The sequence below is a fragment of the Sinosporangium siamense genome, assembly GCF_016863435.1.
Lineage (GTDB): Bacteria > Actinomycetota > Actinomycetes > Streptosporangiales > Streptosporangiaceae > Sinosporangium > Sinosporangium siamense.
Window position 1 is genome coordinate 93,654 of record NZ_BOOW01000009.1, and the last position, 22,091, is coordinate 115,744.

Here is a 22,091-nt window from a genome sequence, read left to right on the forward strand (position 1 = left end):
GGACCTAACTGATCACGCAGGTGACGCAGGCGCTGGCGCCGGTAGACGTGCAGCCGTCGCTGGTGGAGTTCATCAGCTCCGCAACGACCGGTCCGTCCGTCACGAAGGTCAGGTCCAAGGCGAAGTCGGTTTCGGCATTCTGATCGACTCCCACGGGCGTCACGATCATGGTGCTCACTCCGGCAAGTGCCATCTTTTCCTCCGTTGGTGGGGAGTGTTTGCCGTTCCTGACCGGATCTAATGAGGCCAGGAGATCACGTGGCGGAAATTACGCCGGTTGACGACCTTCCCTTCGGGGAACTGGTCCTCGGGTGTGCCCAGCGGGAAGGCGCGGAACACGGCGCGGATGTCGCGGAGATCGCTGTTCCAGACGCGCATCTGCTCGGCGAGGCGGTCGGCGGCCTTCACGCCATCAGGGCCGTGGCCCAACGCCCCGAACTCGAACGCCGTCCGTTCCGGGCTGGTAGCGCGGTAGGTCAGGTAGGCGAAGGAGTCGCCCTCGATAATGGCGGCCACACCCATTGGAGACCAGGAGGCGACCAGGCCACTGTCACGTGCCCGTCTGGTGGTCGCGAGAAGCGCGAAGGTGGGCAGAGACGTGGCTAGCCACAAATCCAGGTCGTCGTAGGGCATCCCCTTTTCCAAGGTCATGCCCGACCATGCCTCGGAAGCCGGCTCGCGCAACGCCGCTCCCAGCCTCTGCGCATCAATCTGCCGATCGTCGTCCACACGAAGGCCGACCTGCACTCCCTCGCCATCGTGAAGCACCAAAAGCCGTTCACGGCATTCGCCTGTGCCTTGCATCGGCACGAATCCGCACGTGTGGTAGTCACGCCCGATCAGATGTCTGCCTTCACGCTCGAAGCCGATCGAACGGGTCAGGCCCTGCACCCGCAACGGGACCACCAGACGACCGTCTTCGGCGAGCTGGTTCTGCCACGCGGGCGCGAGATCGGCGGCCCCGGCGGTGACGATGATCCGGTCATACGGCGCATGATTGGGCTCGCCATTCTCCCCATCGGCGAGAACGACGTTCACGCGCCTGTACCCGGTGGCCTGGAGCAGGCGTTCGGCGCGATCAATGACGTCCGCATCGATGTCGATGGAGGTGACCGCGCCGTCATGGCCGACCATCTCGGCTATCAGAGCCGCGTTGAGGCCGCCGCTGCCGATCTCCAGTACGCGCATCCCCGGCCGGATGTCGGCCTGTTCCAGCATGAGCGCCTGTATGCGGGCGGCGCTGATCGAGCTGAGGGCTACACCATCCTGATCTCGCTTGGTGACCTGCGCGTTCTCCGGCTCGTATACCTGCTCCAGCGGCACCTCGGGCACGAACTCGTGCCGCCACACCGTCGCGAACGCCGCTGCGACCGGCTCCGTCCGGATCGCCCCCAGCTCACGCAACTTGGCGATGAGCGCCTGCCGCAACGTCTCGGCATCGGCTGGATGGGCTACGTCATTCACCAGTGTTCCTCTTCTCCAACTCACGCTTGGTGCGGGCGCGCACGCCGACGCCTCCGGGAAACGATGAAGCTGCGACCGGCAGTGTTCAGCCAACCCTATGAAGGCGGGGCAGGGTCCGATTCCGCTTCGCGGAGGTGGTCAAAGTGATCAAAGATCGTTTCAGAACACCGGCCGCGGATGGTGACTCCGGCACAATCACCCTTGGTCCGCCTCTGCTGCGGTCTACGCTGGCCGCAGGGAGTCCAGCGCGTGCTGCGGATGCAGATCGGTCACAGTGGTCAATGCTCATTTGGAGTGCGGGGGGCACGCCATGACGCGCACACGAAACGAACGCCTGGCGACGCTGCTCGCCGAAGCCGGCTGGTCGCGCGCGCAGGCGACCGCCGCCTACAACCGTGTGGTCAGGGAGGCACAGCACACGGACTGCGCCACCATCGGCCGATCTCATGTCAGCATGTGGGTAGGCGGAACAATGCCCTCCGGCATGGCCCCTCTAATCTTGTGCCAGGCGCTGTCTCGGCATCTCAGGCGTGAGATCACACCGGACGAGCTCGGATTCGCCGTCCCCCGCCCGGCAGGGCAGAGGCCTGCCAGGTGGGACGGTAACCCTGTGACAGCGCTGACCGAGCTGGGGAGAACGGACTTGGACGCCAACCGCAGGGACCTTTTGGCCGGGGCGGTCTACTCCGCTGTGTCGCTCGCCCTGCCCGACGCGGCGTGGTGGAGGGCCAAGGCCGAGGAGCCGACGACGCCGCATTCGCGCAGACAGCGATGCGTCCACCGTGAGGACGTGCTCGCCGTCCGGCAGCTCACCACCGCCTTCTCCAACATTGACCAGCTACGTGGTGGCGGCCACGGCAGGAAGGCGCTGGTGCAGTACCTGAACTCCGACGTCGCCGCCTTACTTCGCGGCACGTTTCCCAACGAGCAGGTCAAGCGCGATATGTTCGCCGCCGCCAGCGAGTTGGCCTATCTGTCCGGCTGGATGGCCTTCGACAACAACGAGCAGGTTCTCGCGCAGAAGTACTTCCACCTTGCCCTTCGGCTTGCCGCCCCTGCTGCCGCTCCGCCGCTGGCCGGGCACATCCTGCGCGCCATGGCGCATCAAGCGGTCGACCTCGGCTTCTACAAGCTGAGCTTGGAACTCTCCGCAGCCTCTGTAGAAGGTCAGCGCTACAGGTCGGCCACCCCTCGGGAGCGCGCCTTGCTCGGCGTCGTCCATGCCCGGGGGCTTGCGGCCACCGGCCAGGGACAGGCCGCTGCGAAGGCACTGCTGAGGGCGGAGGACGACCTGCTGGCGGCCGGCGATGCCATCGAAGAGCCATCCCGCATGTTCTTTTTCACCGAGGCATCCCTGGCGCATGAGACCGCTTGTGCCTTGCGTGACAGCGGCGACCACCAAGGCGCCATCCGCGAATTCCGGCGAAGCGCCCAAACCAGGGGAACTGCCTTCCGGCGCACACACGCCGTCACACTCGGCTACCTGGGGGCCGCACAGATCGCTGCGGGTCACGTCGAAGGAGCATGCGCCACTTGGGGAAAAGCTCTGGACGCGATGGAGGAGGGCATCCACTCCAGCCGGGCGCGGAAAACGATCGTCGACATGCGTAACCTGCTCTCCCCCTTCCGGCGCCGCCGGATACCTCTCCTCGCCGAGCTGGACGCGCGTGGCGCCTCCTACCTCGCTCACGTAGATTGAGACCCTCATGCCCCTTGAGTGAGGGAAACTCATGCCACACTCGCTGGAGATCCAGCCCGTAGGTGTCGTTGTCGGCGGACGCAGCGAAGTCAGCGACGACCATTGGGACGGCCCCGCCGTCATCCGGCTCAACCCCGACTACCCGGTCGAGGTCGTTCAAGGCCTGGAGGAGTTCTCTCATCTACTGGTCGTCTGGCACTTCCACCGCGCCTCACCCAATGATGTGGCCCTTCATGCCCGCAGTCCGCGCAACAATCCCGCCTGGCCGCCCACCGGGACCTTCGTCCACCGCAACCACCGCCGCCCCAATCAGCTAGCGCAGTCCTTTCCGCGACTGCTGAAGGTGGAGGGGCTCGACCTCCACGTGACCGACCTGGACGCCATCGACGGCAGCCCGATCTACGACCTGGCTCCCTACTTCACTGCGATGGGCCCCAGGGGGACCGTCAGCGAGCCCGCCTGGCCGGGTGAGATGTTGGCGAACTACTGGGGGTAGCAGGTGCCCGGCACCAGCCCCAGGGTGTTCACCAGCAGGTGGCGCTTGACCCCGAACACCTTCCTGGCACCGTCGTACCCGTGCAGGCCGCCCCGCTCGGTGCCCTTCACGCTCTGACTGTTGATCACGCCCGCGCTCGGCGCGGGATCCCGGCCTCGGCGGATGCGCTCCCGTTCGCGCAGGGCCGCCGCGACGGCCTCCCAGCGGTTCTCCTCCCGCCACAGCCTCCAGTGGTGGTAGGCAGTCTGCCAGGGCGGGAAGTCGTGCGGCAGCAACCGCCACGTGCGGTCGGCACGCAGCCGGTAGGCGATCGCGTCCACGATCTCCCGCCGGGGTGCGCCACCTGGCGGCCTCCGGGCTTCGGCGCGGGGATCAAGGGTTCCAGCAGTACCACTCCCGATTGGTGAGGTCGGCAGGGTAGGTGCGGCGGTGGCCGGGCATGGGGGAACCTCTCGTACCCAGCACCTCATGAAGGGGACATCACGACCAGTTACTGGTCGGCTAGCTCTTCAGACACTCTCTAGCGGCCGCGACGTGGCGGAAATCCGGCCGTTCGGCGGGAAACGGCAACTGCGTTGAAGTTGCGTGTCTCGGTGACGGCGGGAGGGCTGTTCGAGACAGTAAGAGCCCCGACAGGCCCAAACTGGTCTTCACGGCCGGGGAATGGGCCGCCCTTGTGGCAGGGGTCAATGACGGAGAGTTCGACTAGCGCCGAAGCCTCTGAGGGGTCTCAGGGGTTCGTCCTGGCCCGCCGCTTGGTCGAACGCCGGTCGGCTGATGTGCTTCTTGGCGTGCTCCCCGGCCCCGGCGCACGGGGCTTGTGGCGACCTGGGTTGGGTGAGTGCTTGGCGGGGTGGCCGAGCGGCCCGGGTGGGGCGGGCGCAGGGGGCGCGTGAGGTCAGCAGCCGCCGTTCGCCTGGGCGACGAAGGCGTTGAAGAGGGAAGGGTCGTCCCCGGCCTCGGGATGCCACTGTACGGCTATCGCGAACGGATGGCCGGGGATCTCCAGGGCCTCGATGGTGCCGTCCTCGGCGGTGGCGGCGATGCTGAGGCCGTGGCCGAGGCGGTCGGCGGCCTGGTGGTGGTAGTGCGAGCAGTCGAGCATGTCCTTGCCCGTGATCGTGGCCAGTCGGCTGTCGGGGGCGAGGAGGACGGGGAGGTTGCCGAAGGTCGCCGGAGCCGGGGCGTGTCCGGCGTGGCCGACGAGGTCGGGCAGGTGCTGGTGGAGGGTGCCGCCGAGGGCCACGTTGAGCACTTGCAGCCCCCGGCAGATGCCGAGGAAGGGCAGGTCCGACTCGACCGCCCGACAAACCAAGGCAACCTCCGCTTCATCACGAAATTTCCGGACGTGGCTGGTGGCTGGGTGGGGGGCTTCGCCGTACCACGTGGGGTCGACGTCGCCGCCCCCGGCGACGATCAGCCCGTCGAGCCGCTCGACCAGCCTGGCCGGGTCTCCCGCGGGCGGCAGGAGCACCGGCTGGCCGCCGGCGGCCACCACCTTGTCGATGTAGGTGAGCGGGAGGACCGCCGACGGCAGCCGCCAGGCGGAGAAGCTCGCCGTTTCGACGTAGCACGTGATGCCGATGAGGGGACGGTTCATCACGCGTCCAACGGAGTGACGTAGGCACCTGAGATGCCTCCGTCGACGAGGAACTGGGACGCGGTGATGAAGGAGGCGTCGTCGGAGGCGAGGAAGGCCACCGCGGCGGCGATCTCGGACGCCTCGGCGAACCGGCCCAGGGGGACGTGCACGAGGCGCCGCCGGGCACGCTCGGGGTCCTTGGCGAACAACTCCTGTAGTAGTGGTGTGTTGACCGGGCCGGGGCAGAGCGCGTTGACCCGGATGCCCTCACGGGCGAACTGCACGCCGAGCTCACGGGTCATCGCCAGCACTCCGCCCTTGCTGGCGGTGTAGGAGATCTGTGAGGTGGCCGACCCCATGACCGCCGTGAAGGAGGCCGTGTTGACGATGCATCCCCGGCCCTGGCGTCTCATATAGGGGATGACGTGCTTGCAGCAGAGATAAACCGAGGTGAGGTTGACATCCTGGACGCGCCGCCAGGCGTTTAACCCGGTGACGAGGATGGAGTCGTCTTCCGGAGGTGAGATGCCCGCGTTGTTAAACGCGATGTCCACGCTCCCATATGTCTTGAACGTGGTTTCGTATACGGCTGCGACGTCCTCCTCAACCGTCACATCCGCCCGCACGAACAGGCCGCCTACCTCGGCCGCGGCCTCTTCTCCGGTCGCAGGGTCCACATCGACACAGACCACCCGCGCTCCCTCGGCGGCGAAGCGCCGCGCGGTGGCCAGGCCGATGCCGCTCCCCGCTCCCGTGATGACCGCGACCCGGTCCTTGAGACGGTGCATGCCTCTTGTCGCTCCCGATGATGAAGATCGTTATGGTCTCATTGGTCGGCGAGGAAGACGTTCTTGGTCTCGCTGAAGGCGGCCAGCGCGTCGGGACCGAGTTCCCGGCCGAGCCCCGACTCCTTGTAGCCGCCAAACGGGGTCCAATAGCGCACCGACGAGTGAGAATTGACGGAAAGGTTTCCCGCCTCGACGGCACGGGCCACGCGCAACGCCCGGCCCACGTCACGGGTCCAGATCGACCCGGACAGACCGTACCGCGTGTTGTTGGCAATCCGCACAGCCTCGATCTCGTCCCCGAACGGCACCACCGACACGACGGGCCCGAAGATCTCCTCGGTGAACGCCGGATCGTCCAGTGACGCCGGTGTCAACACCGTCGGCGGAAACCAGAAGCCTCGCCCGGCAGGGCACTCACCCTGCATGTAGGGGGCGGTGGACACAAATGACGCCACCCGGTCCCGGTGCTCGGCGCTAATCAACGGACCCATTTCGGTAGCCTCGTCCAGCGGGTCGCCGACTACCAAGCAATTCACAGCGTTTCCCAGCTTCGCCAGGAACTCGTCATAGATCGAACGCTGCACGAGCACCCGGGAACGCGCGCAGCAATCCTGGCCCGAGTTGTCGAACACCGCATACGGCGCGCTGGCCGCCGCGCGGTCCACGTCGGCGTCGGCGAACACGATGTTGGCGCTCTTTCCGCCCAGCTCAAGCGTGACCCGCTTGACCGTGGCGGCGGCCTTCACCATCACCTGCTTGCCCACCTCGGTGGAGCCGGTAAAGACAATCTTGTTCACGCCGGGGTGGCCCGCGAGCGCCGCCCCGGCGACCTCGCCTTCGCCGGGAAGCACTTGCAGCACCCCCTCCGGCAAACCCGCCTCAAGCGCCAGCTCCGCCAGCCGCAGCGCGGTCAGCGGGGTCTGCTCGGCCGGCTTCACGATCACCGTGTTGCCGGCCGCGAGGGCGGGAGCCGTACCCCACATCATGATGACCATGGGGTAGTTCCACGGCGCGATCACCCCGACCACGCCGAGCGGCTCCTGAAAGGTGATGTCCACCCCGCCGGGCACGGGGATCTGGCGGCCGAACTGCCGCTCGGGGGCACCTGAGTAGTAGAAGAGCACGTCCCGCACGTTGCCCGCCTCCCAGCGGGCGGTGCTCACGGTGTGTCCCGCGCTGACGATCTCCAGACTCGCGAGTTCGTCCGCGTGGGCGTCCACGAGCGCCGCGAACCGCCGCAGCAGCGCCGCCCGGTCGCCGGGGGCCGTCTCACGCCAGCGCGCGAAGGCCGCGCGCGCCAGCCGTACCGCCTCGTCGACCCCTGCGGCCTCGGTGGCCTCGACCTCCGCCACGACCTCCTCGGTCGCAGGATTGACGATCTTCATAGCCGCTCGAACCCCCGAAACATCTCCCAGTCGGTGACCGCGCTGTCGAACGCGTCGATCTCGACCCGCGCGGCGTTGGCGTAGTGATCGACCACTTCGTCACCGAAGAGGTCCCGGGCGATCGGAGACGCCTCAAACAGGCTCAACGCCTCATGGAGCGTCCCAGGGAGCCGCTCGGCCCCCGAAAGGTAGGCGTTGCCGTCATACGGCGCCTCAAGCGGTAGCTCACGCTCGATGCCGTATAAACCACCGGCGATCATCGCGGCCACCGCGAGGTAGGGGTTGACGTCGGCCCCCGGCACCCGGTTCTCCACCCGCAGCGACAGGCCCGAGCCGATCAGGCGCAGCGCACACGTGCGGTTGTCCAGGCCCCAGGAACCCGCGGTCGGGGCGAAACTGCTCCCCGCGAACCGCTTGTAGGAGTTGATGTTGGGCGCGAAGAGCAGGGTCATGTCGCGCAGGCACGCGAGCTGCCCGGCCACGAAGTGCCGTCCCACCTGTGACAGGCCGTACGGCTCAGCCGGCGCGGCCATCACCGGCTCGCCGGAGGGCGTGCGCAGGGACAGGTGAATGTGGCAGGAGTTGCCCTCCCGCTGATTCGGCTTCGCCATGAAGGTGATCGACACGCCCTGCGCGGCGGCGATCTCTTTAGCGCCGTTCTTATAGATCGCGTGATTGTCGCATGTTGTGAGCGCGTCGGCGTAGCGAAAAGCGATCTCGTGCTGACCGAGATTGCACTCGCCCTTGGCCGACTCGACATACAGGCCCGCTCCCTCCATGCCCAGCCGGATGGCCCGCAGCAGAGGCTCGACCCGGGAGGTGCCGAGGAGGGAGTAGTCAACGTTGTACAGGTTCGCCGGAGTGAGGTCCCGGTAGGCGCGCCGCTGCGCCTCCTCATAGCTGTCCCGATAGACGACGAACTCCAGTTCGGTCCCGACCTGCGCGGTCCAGCCGCGCTCGGCCAGTTTGCCGAGCTGGCGCCTGAGCACCTGGCGGGGAGAGGCCACCACCTCGCCGCCGCCGGCCCAGGCCAGGTCGGCCATGAGGAACGCGGTGCCCTCCTGCCACGGGATGTTCCGCAGCGTGGCCAGGTCGGGGCGGAACACGAAGTCGCCGTATCCCGTGTCCCAGGACGACATGGCGAACCCGCTCACGGGGTTCATGTCCACGTCGACGGCGAGGAGGTAGGCACAACCCTCCATGCCGTGCGCGGCGACCTCCTCTAGAAAGAACCGGGCGGACAGCCGCTTGCCCTGGAGGCGCCCCTGCATATCGGCGGCTGCCAGCACCACGGTGTCGACACGACCTGCCGCCACCTCCACGCTCAGCTCCTCGACCGTGAGCGTTCCCGCCACGTCGCTCTCCTCGTGAAGATTATTGGTCAATTGTCAGACCCCTGTGGTCTACCCACCCTCATCTACAGCCGCAACCTCCGCCCCAGCCTCAGCCCAACATCGCTCACCCGAGCGATCCACACAAGACGGTCATATGCGTTGTGACGTGACTCTGGACGTGCTATAGCCGTTCTTCGGGGATTTCTGGCTTAGGCATGGCGTTACCTCTCTAAAGAGAGCTTCTGCGCGACGCCGTGCCGCGTGCCTCCCGAGTGGCCGTGGAACGGGCGATTTTCGGCGGGTCAGGCACCCTGGGCCTGTCCGCCGGGCAGGATGAAGCTCCTCATAGGGTCGTAACATCAGTAACGGGGCGAAGGGTTTATGGGGGACTGGTTCCAGCAGCGCATTATCGAGACCGGGCGGCTACCGCTGTTCAGCTTCTTCGTGGCGCTGATCGTGGCGTTTGTGTTCACCCGCATCAACGTGCGGCTCATCCGGGCCAACGTGCGGTGGTGGTTCAAGAACGTCAACGTCGGCGAAGTGCACGTCCACCACGTCGTCTTCGGAGTGGTGCTCATGCTCGTCGGCGGGGTGACCGGCCTGATCGTCTCCACCGTCTCACCCGGCTGGTTCGCCGTCACCGCCGCGATCTTCGGCGTGGGCGCAGCGCTGGTCCTGGATGAGTTCGCCCTCATCCTGCACCTCAGGGACGTCTACTGGTCGGAGGAGGGGCGCACCTCCGTCGACGCCGTGTTCGTCGCCGTCGCCGTGACCGGCCTCCTCCTGCTCGGCCTGCGCCCCCTCGGCTGGGAGAACCCCGACGGCACCCCGCAGGGCGTGTGGATAGCCGTCGGCTTCCTCTTCGGCAACCTCGTCCTCGCGATCGTCACGCTCCTCAAGGGCAAGATCTGGACCGGCCTGGTCGGCCTTTTCATCCCCGTCCTGCTGATCGTCGGCGCCGTCCGCATCGCCCGCCCCGGCTCCCCGTGGGCCCACTGGTACTTCGCCCCCGACTCCCAGCGCCCGCGCCCCGCCAAGTGGGCCAAAGCCGTACACCGCGAGAACCGGTTCCGGAGACCCGCCATCCGCGCCAAAATCGCCTTCCAGGAGTTCCTCTCCGGACGCCACGACCTTCCCTCCCCGATCCGCCGCCTCTCCGCCCATATCCAGGACACCGTGGGCGAACTCCAGCAGCGCCACACCCACCGCCACGACCCCACCCGAGCCGACCCGCCCCGCACCGAGGACGAGACCACCGGCCCCGCCACCCGCCGTCACCGCTGATCTAGTGGGCTGCGCCGTACGGCGGAAGCCAGATCGGCGACGTGATCCTCACGTTGTCCGACAATCCGTGTCCGATAGGTCACACTGGAGTGGTGGACGAACTCTCCACCACCTGGGCCCAGGAGGCCCTGTCGCCGCTTCAGCTCCGGCTGCTGACCGACGCCGGAGCGGTCCTGACGCGCCACCGCCTCCTTCTGGCCGGCGGCCACGCCATGCGTGCCCACGGCTTCACGTCCCGCCGCTGCCGCGGCCTCGACTTCGCCACCGACGCCGAGACCCCGCTGCCGTGGGTCGCGCAGGACGTCGCGGAGGCATATCGCGCCCTCGGCTTCGACGTCGCCGTCCGCGACAGCGGCGAACGCATCAGCGTGCTCACCGTGACCGACCCCGGCACCGGCGCCGAATGCGAGATCGACCTCCTCAGGGAGGCCCTCCAGTCCCCACCCGCCCCCGGCACCCCGTGCCCCGCGGTCGGCCTGGACGACGCCGTCGGCCTCAAGGTCCGCGCCCTCCACAACCGAGGCGCCGCCCGCGACCTGGTCGACCTCGCCCCCGTCCGCGACCTGTATCCCTTCCGCGAACTCGAACGCCTCGGCGCCCTCCACGAGGACGACTTCCACCTAACGGAACTCGTCCAACGCCTGGAGGCCACCGACATGCTGAGCGACGACGCCTTCACCCGCTACGGCCTGTCCGAGGAGGAAGTCGACCACTTGCGGCACTTCGCCCATGCCTGGACCGAGGACATCAAACTCCGCCGCGTCGAAGACGACGACCTCCCCGAACCGAACTTCGACATCGAAGCCCCCGACTGACCCCGGACACCCCCGAGAGGGCGCCGGGGAGGCCGTCGCTGAGGCCCGGCGGACCCCGCGCGAGGGTCCACCGGGCCTGCAGGCCGAGGTTCCGGCGTCAGAGGCCGCGCCGGCCGACGTTCACCATCCGGGCGTCGCAGCCCGCACCATGGCCGGTAAGTACCTCACCATGCCGATAGTGGCGTCCCGTTCAGGGCTCGGAACCACAGGTTCCCCGGATCGGTGGATATCTCCTTCTAGCCGTCCTCGAAGACGTGTATGTCGGGACGTGGACCAGATTCCAACTCCGTATTTGCCCGAGGGCCTTGATCATGGCCTTGGAGTGCGAGGCGGGGGAGAGGACGATCATGTTGGCTTGGCCTTCCTGGATTTTCGCCGACTTCTGATAGGGCTGCGAACGCGTCCATTGCCACACCGGCCTCACCTTGGTGGCGGGCCGTCGCCGGATCCGCATCGATTCGGGGTTCACATCACGTTCCTTCCTTGGTTGGGTGTGGGGACTTGCTGGTATGCAGCGGTCGCCGCCTGCCGGGCCAACATCTCCTGGCCGACCTTAAACATGATCATCTGCGTTGCGGCGGAGTGGAACGACGAGGTGCCGTGAAGGACAAGGCGGGCGGCGACGCCTGCGGTGAGCACAACCAGGGAGGGGGTCCCGACGGCCTGCCAGAGGGGGTACTGGAGGTCGAGGAGGTGCATGGCGAAGAACAGGTGGGCGCCCAGTAGCAGGGCGAAAACGATGACGTTGCTGTAGGAGGGCATGTGCTTCTCGTACGTTTTCGTGGGGTCGGACGTGCTCAATGGAGATCCCTTTCTGCGAGGAGGACGTGGGGTGACACCATGGGTTCACCGCACGCCCTGCGGTCTCAGGCGGGTCTCGCACGGGCTTGTGCGAGTGCCGTCACGTGGCCATGGCCAACTCGCCCGCGGCCTTCCGCGCTGACCTCCGGACGCGGGGGGCGGGCCAAGGGGAAGACAGTCATCCGGCGGTGGCCTTGTGATGACTGTCATAAAGAATGACGATCGCATTCCTTGGGTCACGTGACAAGCACATGTCGTGATCTATGCGGGAATAGGGCCTTTGTGCTTGCTCCGGGCTGATGGCCGTGTAGATGAATCCCACATTCGACCCCACTGTTTTGGGAGGGTGCGTGGCTTATGTCGTGGTTTCCGGTGCCACGGGTGGGACGAGATTCGGTTCCGCCGCCGGTGCATCCGCGCGATTCCGGTGGTCACTCAGCGTGGCGGCCGTCCTGCTGTGCTCCGCCGTACCCCAGGGGGTCAGTGGTGGAAGCCGCGGCGCTTTGAGTCGTCCGGTGGGGTGGTGAGGCGGGTGAGGGCCCAGTGGAGGTCGTCGACGAACAGGGAGATGCGGTCGCGGCCGATGCCGTGGCGGATCAGGGCACGTTGGACGACGGTCTGCTCCTGAGCGGGGGGAAGGGGGTAGGTCGGCACCTGCCAGCCGCGCATGCGCAGGGTGTCGGACAGGTCGTAGAGGGAGAAGGGGGAGCCTGGGTCGGCCAGGGTGTAGCTGACGCCGGGGATGGCGCCGCGGCCGTCGTGGAGGAGGGTGAAGCGGCCGGTGGCGGCGAGGCGGTCGGCGAGGTGGGCGGCGGTGTCGAGGCAGGACTGCTGGACGGCGCGGTAGCCTTCACGGCCGAGGCGCAGCATGGTGTAGTACTGCGCGACGACCTCCGACCCCGGCCGGCTGAAGTTGAGGGCGAAGGTCGGCATGTTCCCCCCGAGGTAGTCCACCCAGAAGACCAGCTCGTCGGGCAGGCAGGCGGCCTCCCGCCAGACGACCCAGCCGACGCCGAGCGGGGTCAGGCCGTATTTGTGGCCTGAGGTGTTGATGGAGGCGACGCGGGGCAGCCGGAAGTCCCACACCAGGTCGGGCTGGACGAAGGGGGCGACGAAGCCGCCGCTGGCCGCGTCGACGTGGATGGGGATGTCGAGGCCGGTCTCCCGCTGGAGGTCGTCGAGGGCGGCGGCGATGTCGGCGACGGGTTCGTAGGCGCAGGTGAAGGTGACGCCGAGGATGGCCACGACCCCGATGGTGTTCTCGTCGACGTGGTCTTTGAGCTGATGCGGGCGCAGACCTGTGGCGCCCTCCTCCAAGGGCACCTGGCGGAGTTCGAGGTCGAAGTAGCGGGCGAACTTCTCCCAGCACACCTGCACGGGACCGCACACGAGGTTCGGCCGGTCGGCGGGAAGTCCGGCCTCGCGCCGCCTCGCCCGCCACCGCCGGTGGAGGGCGAGGCCGCCTAGCATGCACGCCTCGCTGGAGCCTGTGGTGGAGCAGCCGATGGTGGAGCGTTCGTGGGGGGCGTGCCACAGGTTGGCCATGATGTGCACACAGCGCGACTCGAGTTCGGCGGTGAGCGGATATTCATCCTTGTCGATCATGTTCTTGTCGATGTTCTCGTTCATCAGCGCGTGCACCTCGGGTTCGCTCCACGTGGTGCAGAAGGTCGCGAGGTTCTGCGAGGCGTCGCCGTCCAGCAGGAGCTCGGACCTGACCAGTTCGTAGACCTCGCGCGGGTCCGACGAGTGCTCGGGCATGCGATATTTCGGCAGGGGCACGCGGCTCAGGGGCTGGGTGTAGACGTCGGCGAATCCGCCGGGGGTGGTCCTGTGCAGTGGCACGTTTTCCTCCTCAGAGCACTCCGGTCAGGTTGCGTACGGCGAGGCCGGCGCCGAGCACGACCACGACCGCCGCGCTGGTGAGGGGGGTGAGCGCCGAGACACGCGCGGCCAGGCCGTGTCCGGCGCGGGTCAGCCGGTCGAGGCGGTCCGCCAGCCCGACCAGCAGCAGCCCGGTGGCCGTCAGGGTGGCCGCCATGCCGAGTCCGTAGGCGGCGACCAGCGCCACCCCGAACCACGTGCGGCCCAGCGCGACGGCGCCGAGCAGCACGATCAGCGCCGACGGGCTCGGCACGAGCCCACCGGCGACCCCCATCCCGACCAGCCCGGCCCGCCCCCGCGCCACCCGGACGGGGGCCGGCGCGACCACGAGCTCCCCGGGCGAGTGCCCATGCCCATGTCCGTGCCCATGTCCGTGGTCATCCCCATATCCGTGCCCGTGCCCGTGCCCATGTCCGTGGCCGAAGAACTCCCGGGCGTGTGCCGTACCCTCCGCCCGGTCCCGCCAGGCGGTGCGGAGCAGGTGGCAGCCGATCGCGGCGATGAGGAGGCCGCCCGCCGTGCCCAGCCAGGTGAGCAGGGTCTCCCCCGTCAGGGTGGCGGCGAGGCTCAGGGCGAGGCCCGCGGCGAGCACGCCGAGGGTGTGGGTGAGGGTGACGGTCGCGCCGACGATCAGGGCGTCGCGGGGCCGCCCCCGGCGGCCCGCGAGGTAGGCGGCCATGATGGTCTTGCCGTGTCCGGGGATGAGGGCGTGCCCGGCCCCGAGGAGCGCGGCGAGGAGGACGGCGAGCGAACCGAGCGGCACGGTGAGGGACTCGGCGCCGACGAGTCCGGTGAAGGTGCGGTCGACCGCGGCGAGCAGGTCGCTCACCGGCCCGATCACAGGCAGGCCGAACGTCGCGGAGGGCTCCGCGTCCGCCGTGCCCTCGCCCTCGGTCACCGTGAAGGCCGCCGAACGTTGATCGGGCGGCGTGGCGAGCAGATCGTCCGGATAGGAGCGCAGTTCCTGGCTAATGCTGTGGGCCGGTACGGACGAGCCGGTCAGCCGCACACCCTCGGAGACGGCGGTGGTCTCCCGCCAGCCGGGCCGATCCGGCAGATATCCGTCCTCGAACTCGACCGATGCGGCGGGCAGATCGGCAGGTGCCGTGAGCCGGCACGTCAGCCGGCTGACCGGCAGGCCACCCTCCCCGGGCATATAGGTGAAGCCCGACTCCACCACCCGCCACCGCGCCGCCACCCCGCCGATCGTGAGCCGCTGGGCCCCGGCCACGTCCTCACACCGCCGGGCGGCCCAAGGGCCGGCTCCCGCGCGTTCGACCGCCTCCTTGGCCTGCAGGGCAGGCAGCTCGGCGGAGTCCACGATCGCGAGGTTCTCCACCCGGTCGGGGGTGACCCGCAGGCCGTTGTAGTGGTTGACGGTGAAGTTCCCGAGGGGATGCGCGGCGAGGAGCGCCGCCGCCACCATGACGATCACGGTGCCACCACGTCCACCGTCGAAGGGGCGCAGCGGCAGGTCGGCAGGGGGTGTCCAGGCACGTCACGATCGTCGCCGCACGCCCGCATGCGAATGGGGAGCCCGCCCGGTGAGGAGCACCCTTCTTTGCCCACTTCATGCGATCACGTGACCACGCCCGCCGCACACGGAAGTCCTGAGAACGGGTCCGCCAGGTGTCGGTTTGACCTGCCAGGGTTGTCAACCTATGTTGACATGCATGGATGACGCACAACTCTCCCACCTCGCCACACTGGCTCAAGGGGAGGACCCGCTCGCCGCGCTGCGCGCGACGGCGGCGCTCCACCGGGAGGCCGCCCGGCTTGAGGCGGTGCAAGTGCGGCGCGCCCGGGTGCAGGGCAGGACTTGGAGCGAGATCGCCGAGGCGCTCGGCATCAGCAAGCAGGCCGTGCACAAGAAGTACGGCGGACGCGGCCTGTTCAGGTCCCAGGACTGACGGACGGGATCGGAGGGCCGTCACGACGAGACCCGCCCCGTGACAGGGCGGGCCTTGACGCGTGGAGCGGCGGGTCAGCCGCCGGTCTGTACGGCTTTCGCCTGCTTGTCCCCGGCCGGCGCCATCGCCTCGGCGTTGGTCAGGAACTGCGTGGTGGCGAGCTCGCGGTAGAGGTCGTCCTGGTCGAGCAGTTCGGCGTGGCTGCCCACAGCCCGCACCTGCCCGGCCTCCATGACGACGATCCGATCGGCCGTCGTGACGGTGGACAGCCGGTGCGCGATGACGAGCACGGTCGTGGTGCCCGCCACCTCCTCGATGACGTCGCGCAGGCGCAGCTCGTTGACGGCGTCGAGCTGTGAGGTGGCCTCGTCGAGCAGGAGCAGCCGGGGCTTGCGCAGCAATGCGCGGGCGATGGCGACCCGCTGCCGCTCGCCGCCCGAGAGCATCTGCCCCCGGTGCCCGACAGCCGTTTCGAGCCCTTCGGGGAGCCGGGCGACCAGGTCGTTGAGCTGGGTGCGGGTGAGAACGTCGGCGATCTCGTCCTCGCCGGCGCCGGGGTTGGCGAACAGCAGGTTGTCGCGGAGCGTGCCGGCGAGCACGGGGGCGTCCTGCTCGACGTAACCCAGCGCGGCGCGCAGCTCCGACATGGGCATCTCGGTCAGCGGCCTGCCGTCGAGGTCGATAGCGCCCTCGTTCGGCTCGTAGAACCTTTCGAGCAGGGCGAACACCGTGGACTTGCCCGCGCCTGAGGGGCCGACGAGCGCCGTCATGCCTCCGGCCGGCGCGGTGAAGGACACGCCGTTGAGCGCGGGGGAGCGGTCGTCGCCGTATTGGAAGTGCACGTCCCGCAGGGTCACCGCGGCGGGGGCGGTGTTCTTCGGGGAGGTGCTCTCGACCGGGGCGACCGGCTCGGCCGGCAGGTCCTCGATCTCGCGCAGCCGGGCGATGGCGGCGAGGCCGGTCTGGAGCTGCGTGGCGCCGTTGACGAGCTGACTGATGGGGCCGGTCAGGTAGAAGAGGTAGAGCAGGAACGCGATGAGCGACGACACCTCAAGGCTGCCGGAGGCGACCCTCATGCCGCCCACCCCGAGCACGGCGAGGAAGGACAATTGTACGGCGAGCCAGGTCGAGGTGCCGGCGAGCGCCGTCCACCCGGCCGCGGTCACACCCTTGCGCCACGCCTTCCGAGCCACGCCGCGCACCGCGTCGGTCTCACGCTGCTCGGCGCCGGCCGCCTTGACGGTGCGGAACGCCTGGAGCGAGCGGTCGAGGGTCGCGCCCATCTCGCCGAGGGCGGTCTGCGCCTCGGTGGTGGCCCTGCTGATGCGCGGCATGACGACGGCGGTGATGCCGCCGACGACCACGAGCACGATCAGGGTGACGCCGAGCAGAGCGGCGTCCATGTACGCCATCAGCGCGATACACCCGATCAGCATGAACGAGGCCGTAATGGCCTCGGTGACGCCGCTGGTGCAGACGGCGCGCAGCAGCGTGCTGTCCGCCGTGACCCGGGACAGCAGGTCGCCGGGCTTGAGCCGGTCGACGTCGGGCACGCGCAGCCGCAACATCCGGCTGACGAGGCGCAGCCGCGCGCTGAGGACGATGGTCTCGGCGGTGCGCTCAAGCACATAGGCGCCGAGCGCGCCGAGCACCGCGCCCACCAGGACCAGCACCGTCAGCACGAGGATGGGCCCCACCATCGAGCCGCCGGCCTGGAAAGTGTCGATCACGCTCTTGGCGAGGAGCGGCTCGGCGAGTCCCGCCATGCCGCCGACGAATCCCAGCAGACCGCCGAGGGCGAGCTTCCACTTCTGAGGTCGGATGTGGGTCAGCAGCAGCCGCCACGACCCTTTGGGAGGAGCGTTCACGATCTATCGAACGGCCAACGCGTAGTGTCGCGTTCCCCTCGTATGCCATTCATGTACTAAAGACAGCCAACCCCCTACGAAAGTTCCACCGCAGGTATCCATTTCATCTCGACGCGTGCCAACATGAATGCAACCATTCACATGGGTGGATGACAAGCGGGCGGCGTGCCCGGAAGAAGGAGGTCGGCGATGAGTGGCAGCCGCGTTGTGCGTGCGCCCAGAGGCACCGCGCTGAGCGCGAAGGGGTGGCCGCAGGAGGCGGCCCTGCGCATGATCCAGAACAACCTCGACCCCGAGGTGGCCGAGCACCCCGAGCAGCTCGTGGTCTACGGCGGGTCGGGCAAGGCGGCCCGCGACTGGGCCTCGTTCGACGCCATCACGCGCACCCTGCGAGGCTTGGAGGGTGACGAGACGCTGCTGGTGCAGTCCGGTCGTCCCGTAGGCGTGTTCCGCACCCACGAGTGGGCTCCCCGCGTGCTCATCGCCAACTCCAACCTCGTGCCCGACTGGGCGAGCTGGGAGGAGTTCCGCCGGCTGGAGAACGCCGGCCTGACGATGTACGGCCAGATGACGGCAGGTTCCTGGATCTACATCGGCACCCAGGGCATCCTCCAGGGCACCTACGAGACCTTCGCCGCCGTCGCCGCCAAACGCTTCGGCGGGTCCCTGGCCGGCACGGTCACCCTCACCGCCGGACTCGGCGGCATGGGCGGCGCCCAGCCGCTGGCCGTCACCATGAACGGTGGCGTCGCCATCTGCGTCGACTGCGACCCGCGCTCCATCGAGCGGCGCATCGAGCACCGATACCTCGACGTGCGCGCCGCCGACCTCGACGAGGCGGTGCGCCTGGCCGAGGAGGCCCGCGCCGCCCGGCGCCCCCTGTCGATCGGAGTGGAGGCCAACGCGGCCTGGGCCGTTCCCGAGCTGCTGGCCAGGGGCGCGCACATCGACATCGTGACCGACCAGACCTCCGCCCACGACCCGCTGATGTACCTCCCGCTCGGCGTCGCCTTCGAGGACATGGCGGCCGAGCGCGACAAGGACCCCGAGGGGTTCACCCGCCGGGCGCGCGAGTCGATGGCGCGGCACGTGGAGGCGATGGTGGGGTTCGCCGACGCGGGTGCCGAGGTGTTCGACTACGGCAACTCGATCCGGGGTGAGGCGCAGCTGGCCGGATACTCGCGGGCGTTCGACTTCCCCGGGTTCGTGCCCGCCTACATCCGCCCGCTCTTCTGCGAGGGCAAGGGCCCGTTCCGGTGGGCCGCGCTGTCCGGCGACCCTGCCGACATCGCCAAGACCGACCGCGCCGTGCTCGACCTGTTCCCCGACAACGAGCCGCTGGCCCGCTGGATCCGCCTGGCGGGCGAGCGGGTGCACTTCCAAGGGCTGCCCGCGCGCATCTGCTGGCTCGGCTACGGCGAGCGCGACAGGGCCGGCGAGCGCTTCAACGACATGGTGGCCTCAGGCGAGCTCGCCGCCCCCGTGGTGATCGGCCGCGACCATCTCGACTGCGGCTCGGTGGCCTCGCCGTACCGCGAGACCGAGGGCATGGCCGACGGCTCCGACGCGATCGCCGACTGGCCGCTGCTCAACGCGATGCTCAACGTGGCCTCCGGCGCGGCCTGGGTGTCGATCCACCACGGCGGAGGTGTGGGCATCGGCCGCTCCATCCACGCCGGGCAGGTCACCGTGGCCGACGGCACCGCCCTCGCGGGCGAGAAGCTGCGGCGGGTGCTGACCAACGACCCCGGCATGGGCGTGATCAGACACGTCGACGCGGGCTACGGCGAAGCCGTCGAGGTGGCCGGCGAGCGCGGCGTCCGCGTGCCGATGCGAGAGCAATGACCGACACCATCGGCTCCCCATCCCGCGTGTCGTGGGATGGGGAGGAGGGGCGGCGCCGGTCGGACGGTGCGAGGCGTGGTGAATCCCCCGCCAGGGCCGTGCGTCGCGAGGCGGTGAGGTCCGGCGGCGCCGGAGGTGCTGAACCGGCTATATGGTCGGGAAACGTGGGGGAGGGACTTCAGCGGCTGCTTGAGGGCAGACGGTTGTCGCCGGTGCAGCGCCGCATCGCGCACTATCTGGCCGAGCACTTGCACGAGGCGGTCTTCCTGTCCAGCGTCGAGCTGGCCGAGCGGGCCGGTGTGAGCCAGCCATCGGTGACGAGGTTCGCCGCCGCGCTGGGTTTCGCGGGTTACCCCGAGCTGCGCAACGCGCTCCGGCCGCTGGTGGTGGCCGGCCCCTGGGGGCCGCCCGCCTCCGGCTCCGGGATCGGCGGCGAAGGCGAGGTGCACCTCGCCCGCGAGGCGTTGAGCGGCGAGATCGCCAACCTGACCCAGGTGCGCGACCGGCTCGCCGGCGGCCTCGGCGACCGGGTGCGCGAGCTCGGCGCGGCCCTGGCCGCCGCCGAGCCGCTGCCGGTGCTGGGGCTCCGGGTGTCCTCAGGGCTCGCGAGCAGCTTCGCCTACTACGCCAGGCGCATCCACCCCGACGTGCGGCTGCTCGTCCACGGCGGCTCCGAACTGCGCGACCGCCTCCACACGGCACGCAGAGCCGGCGCCGAGTGGCTGCTCGCGGTGGTCCTGCCGCGCTATCCGGTGGAGGCGGCGCAGGCCCTTGACTACGCCAGGTCGCTGGGCCTGCGCATCGCGTTGATCACCGACGTGCCCGAGGTGCCGTTCGCCGCCGACGTGGTCCTCGACGCGCCCGTGGGCGACCGGCTGGTCTTCGACTCTCACGCCGCCCCCTTGGTGCTGGCGATGGTGCTGGTCGAGGCCATGGCGGACGCGTTGCCCCTGCGCACGCAGGCCCGGCTGGAAGAGCATGAGCGCATGACCGACACCACGGGGGTGTTCCTCCAGCCGTGACTCTTCCGGGTTACAGGGTGATGCGCCGGATGGAGGAGATCGACCAGCGGGTGGTGAGCATGGCGAGCGCGATGAGGGAGACGAAGGCGATGGCGATGGAGAGCTCCCCGAAGTCGCCGCGGAACAGCGCCTTGCCGGCCTCGACCGTGTGGTAGAGCGGGTTGAACTGCACGACGGCCTGCATCCACGCGGGGGCGAAGCTCATCGGCAACATGATGCCGGTGAGCAGGATCAGCGGCATCGACAGGAACGACAACATGGGCGACAGGGCGTTCACGTCGCGCACGGCCAGGGCCAGGCCGTAGGACAGGCCGGAGGCGAAGACGCCGGTCACCGCCATGAGCAACAGCATGACCAGCAGGCCGGGCAGGTGCGCGCGCATGCCGAAGGCCATGGCGATCACGACGAGCACCAGCGACTGCAGGATCAGCATGGTGACGTCGCGCAGGGTGCGGCCGAGCACGATGGCCGGGCGGCTCGCCGGGCTGACCGCTATGCGCTCCAGCACCCCGTTGCCGATCTCGCCGATGATGCCGAAGCCGACGAACAGCGAGCTGAAGAGCGCCACCATGACGAGCAGGCCCGGGGTGAAGTCGCGCAGCGCGTCGCCGAAGGGGACGCCGGGGGTGGTGTTCGCGACCAGCGGGGCGAACAACACGAGGTAGAAGAGCGGCTGCATGATGCCGAAGAGCGACCACGCGGGATTGCGCATCGTGGCCCGGATCTCATGGCCGTAGAAGAGGGCGATGTGGCGAAACATGGGTTTCCTCCAGGGGAGGGAGATTGGCGGCCCGGCGGGGGACACGCGGCCGGCGACGGCGGCGCCGTACTGTGCCGTGCCGTACGGTGCCCCCGGCCGGTGTGAGGAGTCGGTTTCCATAGGACGGCATGTGCTGGGAGGGCCTCTGAGCTCGGATCTCGGCGGACGCCCCGCGTGGTCCGCCGAGGGGGCTAGGAGGCGTCGCGCAGTGAGCGGCCCGTCTGGGTGAGGAAGACGTCGTCCAGGCTGGCGTGCTGCATGCCGAGCGACTGGAGGGTGAGGCCGTGCTCTTCCAGGAGCCGCAGCAGCACGGGCAGGGTGTGCTCCCCGTCGTCGACGTAGACCCGCAGGGTGTCGCCGTCCTCGCGGACCTCGCGGACACAGTGCGCCGATCGCAGCACATCGGCCGCGCCGGGGGCGCTGAGGCGGAGGGTGACGACATCGCCCGCGACGCGCTGCTTGAGCTCGGAGGGAGTGCCTTCGGCCACGACGACGCCGTGGTCGACGATGGCGAGGCGGTCGCACAGGGCGTCGGCCTCGTCGAGGTAGTGCGTGGTGAGCACCACGCTGGTGCCCTCCTCGCGGAGCCCGCGGATCTGGTCCCACAGGTTGGCGCGGTTCTGCGGGTCGAGGCCCGTGGTGGGCTCGTCGAGGAACAGCAGCGGCGGCCGGTGGACGAGGCCGAGGGCGAGCGCGACGCGGCGCTTCTGGCCGCCGGACAACGAACGGCCCTGGCGGTCGGCGAGTTCGGCGATGCCGAGGGCCGCGAAGATCTCCTCCGTGCGGCGGGCGGCCTCGGCCTTGCTCATGCCGTGGATGCGGGCCGCGAGCATGGTCTGGGTGCGCGGTGAGGAATAGTCGTTGACGCCGCCGGCCTGACCCACGTAGCCGAGTTTGCGGCGCACCTGGCCGGGCTCGCCGACGAGGTCGTGGCCCGCGACGGTGCCGCCGCCCGCGTCGGGGGTGAGCAGGGTGGCCAGCATGCGGATCGTGGTGGTCTTGCCGGCGCCGTTGGGGCCTAGCACCCCAAAGATCTCACCTTTCTTGACGGTCAGGTCGATCCCCCTGACCGCGTGCACGGTCTCGGGGGCTCCACGCCGTTTCCTGGTGGTGAAGGTCTTCTTCAGGTCGTGGGTGTCAATGATCACGTGACG

The 22,091-nt window shown here is 69.0% G+C and carries 20 protein-coding genes and 1 pseudogene; 8 read left to right on the plus strand and 13 right to left on the minus strand.

What is annotated here, in order from left to right:
* Positions 1–4: 4 nt before the first annotated feature.
* The gene (locus tag Ssi02_RS07785; protein ID WP_204022693.1) at positions 5–193 is read right to left on the minus strand and encodes an FxLD family lanthipeptide; all 189 of its coding nucleotides are present in this window, start codon (positions 191–193) and stop codon (positions 5–7) included.
* 44 nt (positions 194–237) lie between these two features.
* Entirely contained in the window at positions 238–1,428 is a 1,191-nt protein-coding gene (fxlM, locus tag Ssi02_RS07790) for a methyltransferase, FxLD system (protein WP_204022695.1), read from the minus strand.
* Positions 1,429–1,774: 346 nt separating this feature from the next.
* Between fxlM and Ssi02_RS07795 the strand changes: the two genes are divergently transcribed.
* Together Ssi02_RS07795 and Ssi02_RS07800 are read left to right on the plus strand one after the other, a co-directional pair.
* Positions 1,775–3,163, plus strand: a complete 1,389-nt coding sequence (locus Ssi02_RS07795) for an NsdA family TPR-like regulatory protein (protein WP_204022697.1) — start codon at positions 1,775–1,777, stop codon at positions 3,161–3,163.
* Between the two features lie 31 nt (positions 3,164–3,194).
* Positions 3,195–3,659 carry an SAM-dependent methyltransferase gene (locus Ssi02_RS07800; protein ID WP_204022699.1) on the plus strand — a complete coding sequence of 155 codons (465 nt, stop codon included), beginning with the start codon at positions 3,195–3,197 and terminating at the stop codon, positions 3,657–3,659.
* Here Ssi02_RS07800 and Ssi02_RS07805 read toward each other — a convergent pair.
* Positions 3,647–4,129, minus strand: coding sequence for a transposase (locus Ssi02_RS07805; protein ID WP_275410617.1), 483 nt, complete (start codon positions 4,127–4,129; stop codon positions 3,647–3,649). The two genes, Ssi02_RS07800 and Ssi02_RS07805, sit on opposite strands and share 13 nt — an antisense overlap.
* Before the next feature lie 71 nt (positions 4,130–4,200).
* Between Ssi02_RS07805 and Ssi02_RS07810 the strand changes: the two are divergent.
* Positions 4,201–4,368, plus strand: a pseudogene (locus tag Ssi02_RS07810) (DUF397 domain-containing protein); the annotation flags it as partial.
* Between the two features lie 189 nt (positions 4,369–4,557).
* Here Ssi02_RS07810 and Ssi02_RS07815 read toward each other — a convergent pair.
* Genes Ssi02_RS07815 through Ssi02_RS07830 form a run of 4 tightly spaced genes read right to left on the minus strand, consistent with a single transcriptional unit; the run spans position 4,558 to position 8,799 of the window.
* Entirely contained in the window at positions 4,558–5,259 is a 702-nt protein-coding gene (locus tag Ssi02_RS07815; protein WP_204022704.1) for a gamma-glutamyl-gamma-aminobutyrate hydrolase family protein, read from the minus strand.
* On the minus strand, positions 5,259–6,029 hold the full coding sequence (locus Ssi02_RS07820) for a 3-oxoacyl-ACP reductase (protein WP_204022707.1): 771 nt from the start codon (positions 6,027–6,029) through the stop codon (positions 5,259–5,261). The genes Ssi02_RS07815 and Ssi02_RS07820 overlap by 1 nt, the downstream gene beginning before the upstream one ends.
* Positions 6,030–6,067: 38 nt before the next feature.
* The gene (locus Ssi02_RS07825; protein ID WP_204022710.1) at positions 6,068–7,414 is read right to left on the minus strand and encodes an aldehyde dehydrogenase family protein; all 1,347 of its coding nucleotides are present in this window, start codon (positions 7,412–7,414) and stop codon (positions 6,068–6,070) included.
* Complete coding sequence (locus tag Ssi02_RS07830; RefSeq protein ID WP_275410618.1) at positions 7,411–8,799, minus strand: glutamine synthetase family protein; 1,389 nt, start codon at positions 8,797–8,799, stop codon at positions 7,411–7,413. The genes Ssi02_RS07825 and Ssi02_RS07830 overlap by 4 nt, the downstream gene beginning before the upstream one ends.
* Positions 8,800–9,129: 330 nt before the next feature.
* On the opposite strand from Ssi02_RS07830, the gene Ssi02_RS07835 reads away from it, so the two are divergent.
* Both Ssi02_RS07835 and Ssi02_RS07840 read left to right on the plus strand, forming a co-directional pair.
* On the plus strand, positions 9,130–10,032 hold the full coding sequence (locus tag Ssi02_RS07835) for a hypothetical protein (protein WP_239128684.1): 903 nt from the start codon (positions 9,130–9,132) through the stop codon (positions 10,030–10,032).
* 92 nt (positions 10,033–10,124) lie between these two features.
* Positions 10,125–10,847, plus strand: coding sequence for a hypothetical protein (locus Ssi02_RS07840; RefSeq protein WP_239128685.1), 723 nt, complete (start codon positions 10,125–10,127; stop codon positions 10,845–10,847).
* Between the two features lie 465 nt (positions 10,848–11,312).
* Here the strand turns inward: Ssi02_RS07840 and Ssi02_RS07845 are convergent, their stop codons facing one another.
* The 3 genes from Ssi02_RS07845 to Ssi02_RS07855 form a co-directional block, all read right to left on the minus strand.
* Positions 11,313–11,648, minus strand: coding sequence for a hypothetical protein (locus tag Ssi02_RS07845; RefSeq protein ID WP_204022713.1), 336 nt, complete (start codon positions 11,646–11,648; stop codon positions 11,313–11,315).
* Positions 11,649–12,128: 480 nt separating this feature from the next.
* Complete coding sequence (gene gad, locus Ssi02_RS07850; RefSeq protein ID WP_239128686.1) at positions 12,129–13,493, minus strand: glutamate decarboxylase; 1,365 nt, start codon at positions 13,491–13,493, stop codon at positions 12,129–12,131.
* A 10-nt stretch (positions 13,494–13,503) separates the two neighbouring features.
* On the minus strand, positions 13,504–14,958 hold the full coding sequence (locus Ssi02_RS07855) for a nickel/cobalt transporter (RefSeq protein WP_204022944.1): 1,455 nt from the start codon (positions 14,956–14,958) through the stop codon (positions 13,504–13,506).
* 247 nt (positions 14,959–15,205) lie between these two features.
* Here Ssi02_RS07855 and Ssi02_RS07860 point away from each other — a divergent pair, with 247 nt between their 5' ends.
* On the plus strand, positions 15,206–15,442 hold the full coding sequence (locus Ssi02_RS07860) for a helix-turn-helix domain-containing protein (RefSeq protein WP_204022715.1): 237 nt from the start codon (positions 15,206–15,208) through the stop codon (positions 15,440–15,442).
* 74 nt (positions 15,443–15,516) lie between these two features.
* Here the strand turns inward: Ssi02_RS07860 and Ssi02_RS07865 are convergent, their stop codons facing one another.
* Positions 15,517–17,310: an ABC transporter ATP-binding protein gene (locus Ssi02_RS07865; protein ID WP_307825599.1), complete on the minus strand. Its 1,794-nt coding sequence runs from the start codon at positions 17,308–17,310 to the stop codon at positions 15,517–15,519.
* A gap of 189 nt (positions 17,311–17,499) precedes the next feature.
* Here Ssi02_RS07865 and hutU point away from each other — a divergent pair, with 189 nt between their 5' ends.
* Complete coding sequence (gene hutU / locus Ssi02_RS07870) at positions 17,500–19,155, plus strand: urocanate hydratase (protein ID WP_204022716.1); 1,656 nt, start codon at positions 17,500–17,502, stop codon at positions 19,153–19,155.
* A 164-nt stretch (positions 19,156–19,319) separates the two neighbouring features.
* Entirely contained in the window at positions 19,320–20,177 is an 858-nt protein-coding gene (locus tag Ssi02_RS07875) for a MurR/RpiR family transcriptional regulator (RefSeq protein WP_239128687.1), read from the plus strand.
* Between the two features lie 10 nt (positions 20,178–20,187).
* Here the strand turns inward: Ssi02_RS07875 and Ssi02_RS07880 are convergent, their stop codons facing one another.
* Together Ssi02_RS07880 and Ssi02_RS07885 are read right to left on the minus strand one after the other, a co-directional pair.
* Positions 20,188–20,937 (minus strand): ABC transporter permease, encoded by a 750-nt coding sequence (locus tag Ssi02_RS07880; protein ID WP_204022718.1) that lies wholly within the window; start codon positions 20,935–20,937, stop codon positions 20,188–20,190.
* 191 nt (positions 20,938–21,128) lie between these two features.
* Positions 21,129–22,085, minus strand: a complete 957-nt coding sequence (locus Ssi02_RS07885; protein ID WP_204022719.1) for an ATP-binding cassette domain-containing protein — start codon at positions 22,083–22,085, stop codon at positions 21,129–21,131.
* Between the last annotated feature and the right edge of the window lie 6 nt (positions 22,086–22,091).